We start from the raw sequence: 7,563 nt of genomic DNA, 5'->3' as shown, positions 1-7,563 counted from the left end.
TGTAATTGTTTTTAAAAAAGAAACAGTAAAAAATACTTGATTCCCCGAATTCCTTTTCTTATAATATAAAGTGTTACTTGAATAGCAACTGTTCAATTATAAGGAATCGATGAGTCAACCGCAGATAAAAAAACTCTATTACTCAATTGGGGAAGTCGCTGATTTAACGGCACTTAAGCCTTATGTCCTAAGGTATTGGGAGACAGAGTTCTCTGCTTTAAAGCCTACCAAAAACAGGGCTGGCAATAGAATTTACAAAGATAAGGACATCAAGATAATATTTCACATTAAGTATCTGCTGTACGATCAAAAATATACTATTGAAGGAGCGCGCAACCAACTCAAAGCGTTGAATTTTGAGGAGATGGGGGAAATAGGCTCTCCGAAATTGAAGTTGAGTAAAGCAGCCCCCGCAAAAGAAAACGATGAGGATACTCTAATAAATGCGTTATCTACGATAAGAAAAGGCTTATCGGATATGAAAAAAATACTGCAAAAATAGACTTCATTGCACATGCATACACATCCCACTGTATGCAGAAATAAAGCGCCTGACACTAAATCCCACCGCAGGCGCTTTTTTTGGATCGTTAATTTCATTACCGGAACGTGTCAAATCGCCACTAACAAAATATTTTGATACTGTTTTTAAACGTGTTATATTCTCAAGCGTTGTTGATAGTAAAATGAAACGGAAGATAAATGCAGGAAACAGAAATACAGAAGCTCATAGAAGATAAACTTCCCGATTCTCAGGTAGCGGTCGTAGACACAAGAGGGAGCGGAGACCATTTCGAAATTATGGTCGTCTCAAATGATTTCGAGGACGTTCCTCTCATCGACCGGCACCGGATGATTCACAGTGCGTTAGGAGAAAATCTCGGCGGTGAGATACACGCCGTGGAGATTAAGGCGTATACTCCGGAACAGTGGAAAAGTCTTTCTTAGGGCGGAAAGGAGAATATCTCGATGTCAGATGATATGCTTGAGAAAATCAAATCCGACATAGAAAATAATAAAGTTATGCTGTTCATGAAAGGAACACCCGAAATGCCGCAGTGCGGATTCTCGTTCAAGGCTGCGGAGGTTCTTAAATCATTGAATGTCAAATTCAACAGCATGGATATACTGCCGGATCCGAATATTCGTGAGGTGCTTTCAGCCTATTCCGACTGGCCCACAATTCCGCAACTTTTTGTGGATGGAAAGATCGTCGGCGGTTCGGATATCATGATGGATATGTATGAGAGCGGAGAGCTTCAGGAATTGCTTGGAAGCGTCGGGGCTTACGATGATGAAAAGGAAGAGTCATAAACTCTGAGAATAGTTTAGAAAAAGCAACGTTTGGGGCAGGCTGCTTTTGGGGAGTGGAAGCAGCCTTCCTCGAAATAGAAAACATCGCCAACGTCAGTTCCGGTTACAGCGGAGGGAATACGGAAAATCCCACGTACGAAGAGGTATGCTCCGGTGAGACCGGACATGCTGAAGTCGTCGAGGTCGAATACGATCCCGAAAAGGTCTCTTACGAAGAACTGCTTGACGTCTTTTGGAAATGTCATGACCCGACTACTCTCAACCGGCAGGGACCCGACGTCGGCGAGCAATACCGCTCGGCGATATTTTTCCACACTCCCGAACAGGAAGAGGAAGCAAATTCTTCGATGCGGCGGGCTGCGGATAACGGATTATTTAATAATCCAATAGTAACTAAGATAACTCCGGCAAAACAATTCTACAGCGCTGAGGAATATCATCAGCGCTATTACGAGAAGCACGGAATCGATTACTGCCCGGTCTGATTTAATTATATAGCGGTCAGGATAAATCCCGACTCGCACAGTTTTTATTTGAGAACTACCCCTTCTTTTCCCTCTTTCCCGCCTGGCAGTAGTCGGACAGGGCGTAAGGAGGGAAATAATCGTCATTACCGGGAGTTCGTCAACCGTAGGATTCCTCTTAATAACGGATATTCTCTCCCCTCGAGGGGAGTATCCGCCGGCTGGCGGAGGAGGGGTGTTATCGCTTGGTCATCACTAAATCACACCCTCCGTCCCGAAGCTTCGGGACACCTCCCTCAAGTGAGGAGGAAAATCGTCATCGGTAACAGATTGGAAGTTCGGAAAGATTATTAAATGAGAAACTTGTTTCTTTTTCTGTCGGAGCGGCGAGATTTCCTGCCTGACCGACTACGTCTGTCAGTCGGGCTGGGAACCCGCGACCCCCTCTTATCGTCGGAGCGGCGAGATTTGAACTCGCGACCCCTTGACCCCCAGTCAAGTGCGCTACCGGGCTACGCCACGCTCCGTATCAGATAATTTAACAGAACTCCAGCGAAATTCAATAACGAATCATCAAATATCATATACAAGTATTCGCTGATTCGATTACCAGGTTATCATCATATTTTGAGTGGTATAGTGCAATATTAAAAGCGGCAGCGCGATCGACGTGATGATAATCAGGCCTACTTTTCTAACCCTTCGTTTTTCAGACTGAGTAATGACGTGAGCCGAGATCGAGGGAAGCGCAAGGTTGAACCAGAGCGCCATCACTGTCGACAGTATCAGCCAGGCATTGTTAGATTCGATCAAAGAAAAATAAATCGTCAGAATTAAAAACATGGAATTCAACGGAACGCCAATCGTTAGAAAAGCAAATCTATACTTCTTATCCGGCACATCCAATCCGGACCACGCTTCTTCAAGCAGGCGGGTCAATGAGTATGAACCGGTATAAAAAAAGGCAAGAGTGCCGAAAAGTGATGTCAGCATAGTTAAAGGCAGCGATGCGTTTCCTGTGGATACCAGGAATGAAATATAATCGTTGTCTGTCATCCAGAAAATCAGCGCCGCGGGAAGTGTTGCGGTCAGGAAGCACACTGTTGAGATTGTGACCAGCATGAATCGAATAGACGGTCTTTTTATTCTTCTGGTGATCAATTTGAAGATAACGATACCGCTGAGGAATACGGCGACGTTTCCGCTCAGGTAAAATGCGGCGTAAGCCCATGCGCTTGAATCCGGGGGAATAGTGACACTTACGGATGTAAGTCCGAAACCGTGCCATTCTATCCCGAATAAAGAACTGATGAGGCCGTGTCCGATGATCTCGTGAAAAAATTGGATCGCAACATAGGAGATGTATGCGGAAGGGATCATAATAGCCCAGATCAATCCGTGTAATCTGAGTTTACGTATTACCGGTTCAAGTGAAGAAATGTTCATTAAAATCCCAATTTAAGAGATAAAGTGAAAAACGCAATTATTTAACTCGATTGATCGTTTGATATAGATGCTATTAGAGCGTTAGCGTGAAACTAAAATCACTTGCAGATTGAAGACATTCTCTCTATTTTTCCATTCGATTTTTTAAACTGTATAACTAAACAGGAAAATAATATGAAGCTTCAAAACGTATATATTTGGATAGTGATTTTGTCGATTTCTTTCCTCGGCTGTGCACAAAAAACAACGGTTGATGATCTCGCTGACGAAGCCATTTCACCTGACAACCTGATCGCCCGAGCGCTTAATTCGATCACCGGCGAGAATATTAAAGGACATATAAAAATATTATCTGACGACGCGATGGAGGGAAGGGCGCCCGGGAGCAAGGGGGTAGAGATGGCTGCGGACTACATTGCGTCGCAATTCACAGCTATAGGACTTGAACCGGTCGTAGAAGGATCGTATTTCCAGCCGTTTCCGATGGTCGGTGTAAAATTACATGGTGACATGTCGATAGAATTCGAGAAGAACGGGAAAATATTGAATTTCAAATATTTTGACGAATCCATGAAAGAGACGGGATTGCAGGTTCCGTTAGCCGAAGTGAATGCGGAAGTAGTGTATGTCGGGTATGGAATTCAGGCGCCTGAAAACGACTGGGACGACTACAAAGGAATGGACGTTAGCGGGAAGGTGCTTCTCATGCTCGTGAACGATCCGCCGTCCGAAGACCCGGGGATGTTCGGAGGGAAAGCGCTTACTTATTACGGAAGATGGACCTATAAATATGAGAAAGCGGCGGAACTGGGTGCTGTTGGAGCGATCCTGATTCACACGGATCAATCAGCCGGATACGGCTGGAAAGTCATTCAGGGTTCATGGAGCGGAGAGCAGTTTGCTCTCGGTTTAAATGACAATTCCCCTCCGCAGCTTGCGCTGAGGTCATGGGTGTCGGAATCCTCGGCGGAAAAGTTGCTTTCCTTCGCCGGTTACGACTTACATGAGTTTCAAGAGGCTGCCGCGAAAAAAGACTTCTCTCCCGTGGAATTGGGAATCAAAGTCAATACAAAAATCGAGAGCAATATCAGGATTATAGAAACAAAGAACGTAATCGGAATTATACGCGGCTCCGATCCGTTGCTTTCAAATGAGATGGTTATCTGGTCGGGTCATTACGATCATCTTGGCATCGGCGCTCCCAACAGCGAAGGGGACAAGATATATAACGGTGCATGGGACAACGCTTCGGGTGTTGCGGCAATATTGGAGATGGCGAAAGCGGCTGTCGGTCTCAAACCGATACTGAAGCGATCAATTCTCGTTATGGCGCTTACAGCAGAGGAATCCGGATTGCTCGGCTCTAAATATTATTCGGAAAATCCCGTTTTCCATCTGGCGACAGCAAAGGCGCTCTTTAATATCGATGCGATAAATTTATGGGGTGAAACGTCGGATATGATACCGCTCGGATTTAAGCGGTCCACAATTGAAGATTTTATTCAACCGATTGCCGAAAAAAACGGTCTTGAACTTAAACCGGATCAATCGCCGGAACAGGGATTCTTTTTCAGATCGGACCACTTTCCATTTGCAAAAGCGGGAGTTCCAGCCGTGTCTGTGGATGCCGGAAATGAGTATATCGGACACGACGAGGAGTGGAAGGAAAACACCGTCGATGCCTGGATAGACGCAAACTACCACCAACCCTCCGATGAATATTCCGATTCGTGGGACCTGTCCGGATCAGCGCAGTTAGCAAAATTCGTCCTTGAATCCACTATAGCGATAGCCAATTCAGCCGAAACCCCTGTGTGGCACGAGGGACAGGAATTTAAGGCAGCGAGGCTGAAATCGCTTAAAGACTATTCGAAATAGGACGAATATAGAGGTCGTCCTCTTTGAATATTTTTGCTCTGATACCGGCATACAATGCCGATAAGCATATCGCAAGAGTCATACATGGATGCATCGAGCATCTTCCAAGGGAAAACGTGATCGTAGTTGACGACGGCTCCACCGATAGAACACGAAGTTTGGTCGAGCAGTCGGGGGCGACGGTGATAGTTCATGATAATAACAGGGGGAAAGGCGCGGCGCTGAGGAGCGGCTTCAGCGTTGCTCTGAAGTATAAGTGCGATATGGTAATCACGCTTGATGCCGATATGCAGCACGATCCGAAATATCTTCCTGAATTTATCGAAGCGGCGGAAGAGCATCATGATTGGGACATAATAATCGGAACGAGGCGAAGATCCGGTTCCGAGATGCCGTGGGACCGGCGACTGTCGAACAAGTGGACTTCCATTTTACTCTCGATAAGAACAGGACAAAAAATATCCGATAGTCAGAGCGGATACAGGCTGATTCGCCGAAACGTTCTGGAAAATGTGGTAACAAAAGAAACAGGTTTTATTGCCGAATCGGAGCTGCTGATTAGAAGCTCGATGAGGGGAAATAAGATAGGGAGCATAGATATTCCCACTATTTACTCGGATGAGGGGAGTCATATCAACAAATTCAGGGATAGTTTCAAATTTATATCGCTCTATTTCAGGAGTTTTTTCTGGTAGTGGAAAATCAACAAAATCAGGCTGTTAAAGAGTCAAAGTTTAATCCTATCAGATGGCTCAGGACTCTATACGATTGGGTGCTTCACTGGGCGGAAACGCCGTATGGCGTGCCTGCGCTATTCGTATTGTCGTTTTCCGAGGCGTCGTTTTTCCCCATACCTCCGGACGTTTTACTCATCGCTTTGGCTGTAGCGATACCTAAAAAAGCCTTCCGTTTCGCTCTTTACTGCACAATCGCCTCCGTCTCGGGTGCGATGCTTGGTTATCTCATCGGATTCTATTTTTACGATGCGGCAGGAAGCAGGATAATAGAATTTTACGGCATCAAGGAACAGTTCGACTATGTTGCCCTGAAATACAACGAAAACGCATTTTCTACGATCGCCATTGCAGGCTTCACACCGATACCGTTCAAGGTATTTACCATCGCCGCCGGAGTTTTTCACGTAAATATCAGCGAGCTGTTTTTTGCTTCCCTGCTTTCGAGGGGAGCGCGCTTTTTCCTGTTATCGGGGCTTATCTACCGGTTTGGGCCGTCGATCAAACTCTTTATCGACAGATACTTCAACAAGCTGGCTGTTACGTTCGTATTCCTGCTGTTTCTTGGTTTTTTCGCCGTAAGGTATCTGTTTTAACTGCTTTTTTCACTTGCTACGCTTTTAAAATGCTCTTAAATTCGGTTACTTTTTAAAGCGGGGTGTAGCGCAGCCCGGCAGCGCGCTTGCTTCGGGAGCAAGAGGTCGCGAGTTCAAATCTCGCCACCCCGACTATCCGATAGGAACGATATCGGATTATTATACATAACTATCATTCATCAAAAATAAAGGTCTGACTATATGGATAATGAATTAGTAGTAACCGGAATATGCGGAAGTCTCCGCGACGGCAGCTATACAAGAATAGCTCTCACAATTGCCCTTCAAGGCGCCGAAGAAGCTGGGGCAAAGACGAAACTTATCGATCTGCGGAACTACGATCTCGCGTTTTGCGACGGAAGGTTTAACAATGAGACCTATCCCGAGGACGTTTCCAAACTCAAAGAGGAAGTCGGAGAATCTCATGGGATTATTCTGGGTACACCCGAATATCACTCCGGTTACAGCGGAGTATTGAAAAACGCACTCGACTTGATGGGTTTCGATGAATTCGGAGGAAAAATGGTCGGACTGTTGGGAGTTGCGGGCGGCTCAATGGGCGCGACGAACGCTCTTAACGGACTGCGAACAATAGGCAGGTCATTGCACGCCTGGGTAATTCCTGATCAAGTTTCTATACCTCAAGCGGGAACTATTTTCGATGAATCGGGTAATATAAAAGACGATAAATTGAACGAAAGGATAAAGAACTTGGGAAACCAGGTAACTAAATTTGCGCTGCTTCACAATTTCGGTAAATCAAAAGAATTTCTCCAGGAGTGGGAAGGCGCTCCTGTCAACCCGGGAGGAGCAATTAAGAAAAAAGAATAAATGATTCAGTATACGATTTTATCACTTGACAATTAACTGCCGGTAGATAACTTGTAACCCAATAATTGTTGATATATCTCTTATATCAAGCAATACAATGTTTTAACATTTGGGAGAATAATTGAAAATTTACGTCGGGAATCTTTCCTATGTTGTCACCGAAGACGATATCGAACATCTCTTTACGGCTTATGGTAAAGTGGACAGCGTATCGATTGTGCCGGATAGAATGAGCGGATTACCGAGCGGCTTCGTGGATATGCCGGACGAAACCGAAGCGAGAACCGCCATCAGGAATAT

General features: G+C 45.3%; 10 protein-coding genes and 2 tRNA genes. 10 read left to right on the top strand and 2 right to left on the bottom strand.

All coding sequences use genetic code 11. The annotated features are described in order from the left end of the window. The first annotated feature begins 109 nt into the window (after positions 1 to 109). From IID12_09050 to msrA, 4 genes are all read left to right on the top strand, one after another. Entirely contained in the window at positions 110 to 502 is a 393-nt protein-coding gene (locus tag IID12_09050; GenBank protein ID MCH8289234.1) for a MerR family transcriptional regulator, read from the top strand. Positions 503 to 702: 200 nt separating this feature from the next. Continuing rightward, positions 703 to 948, top strand: coding sequence for a BolA family transcriptional regulator (locus IID12_09045; protein MCH8289233.1), 246 nt, complete (start codon positions 703 to 705; stop codon positions 946 to 948). A 21-nt stretch (positions 949 to 969) separates the two neighbouring features. Further along, positions 970 to 1,314: a Grx4 family monothiol glutaredoxin gene (gene grxD, locus IID12_09040; GenBank protein ID MCH8289232.1), complete on the top strand. Its 345-nt coding sequence runs from the start codon at positions 970 to 972 to the stop codon at positions 1,312 to 1,314. Then, on the top strand, positions 1,311 to 1,799 hold the full coding sequence (msrA, locus tag IID12_09035; GenBank protein MCH8289231.1) for a peptide-methionine (S)-S-oxide reductase MsrA: 489 nt from the start codon (positions 1,311 to 1,313) through the stop codon (positions 1,797 to 1,799). The genes grxD and msrA overlap by 4 nt, the downstream gene beginning before the upstream one ends. A 432-nt stretch (positions 1,800 to 2,231) precedes the next feature. Here msrA and IID12_09030 read toward each other — a convergent pair. Next, positions 2,232 to 2,305, bottom strand: a tRNA-Pro gene (locus IID12_09030). A 79-nt stretch (positions 2,306 to 2,384) separates the two neighbouring features. Then, positions 2,385 to 3,224 carry a hypothetical protein gene (locus IID12_09025; protein MCH8289230.1) on the bottom strand — a complete coding sequence of 280 codons (840 nt, stop codon included), beginning with the start codon at positions 3,222 to 3,224 and terminating at the stop codon, positions 2,385 to 2,387. Positions 3,225 to 3,398: 174 nt separating this feature from the next. On the opposite strand from IID12_09025, the gene IID12_09020 reads away from it, so the two are divergent. The 6 genes from IID12_09020 to IID12_08995 all read left to right on the top strand — a co-directional run. Beyond that, positions 3,399 to 5,102, top strand: a complete 1,704-nt coding sequence (locus IID12_09020; GenBank protein ID MCH8289229.1) for a M28 family peptidase — start codon at positions 3,399 to 3,401, stop codon at positions 5,100 to 5,102. Between the two features lie 23 nt (positions 5,103 to 5,125). Further along, positions 5,126 to 5,797, top strand: a complete 672-nt coding sequence (locus IID12_09015) for a glycosyltransferase family 2 protein (protein MCH8289228.1) — start codon at positions 5,126 to 5,128, stop codon at positions 5,795 to 5,797. A 47-nt stretch (positions 5,798 to 5,844) separates the two neighbouring features. After that, positions 5,845 to 6,432, top strand: coding sequence for a DedA family protein (locus tag IID12_09010; GenBank protein ID MCH8289227.1), 588 nt, complete (start codon positions 5,845 to 5,847; stop codon positions 6,430 to 6,432). 58 nt (positions 6,433 to 6,490) lie between these two features. Then, a tRNA-Pro gene (locus tag IID12_09005) sits at positions 6,491 to 6,564 on the top strand. 69 nt (positions 6,565 to 6,633) lie between these two features. Continuing rightward, the gene (locus tag IID12_09000) at positions 6,634 to 7,263 is read left to right on the top strand and encodes an NAD(P)H-dependent oxidoreductase (GenBank protein ID MCH8289226.1); all 630 of its coding nucleotides are present in this window, start codon (positions 6,634 to 6,636) and stop codon (positions 7,261 to 7,263) included. A 121-nt stretch (positions 7,264 to 7,384) separates the two neighbouring features. Next, the coding region (locus IID12_08995) for an RNA-binding protein (GenBank protein ID MCH8289225.1) at positions 7,385 to 7,563 on the top strand (179 nt) is incomplete at its 3' end.

The organism is Candidatus Neomarinimicrobiota bacterium, from assembly GCA_022567655.1.
In the GTDB taxonomy this organism is placed as follows: domain Bacteria; phylum Fidelibacterota; class SORT01; order SORT01; family SORT01; genus JADFGO01.
The sequence above is the reverse complement of the archived record's forward strand: the minus strand, read 5'-3'. Positions and strand labels throughout refer to the sequence as shown.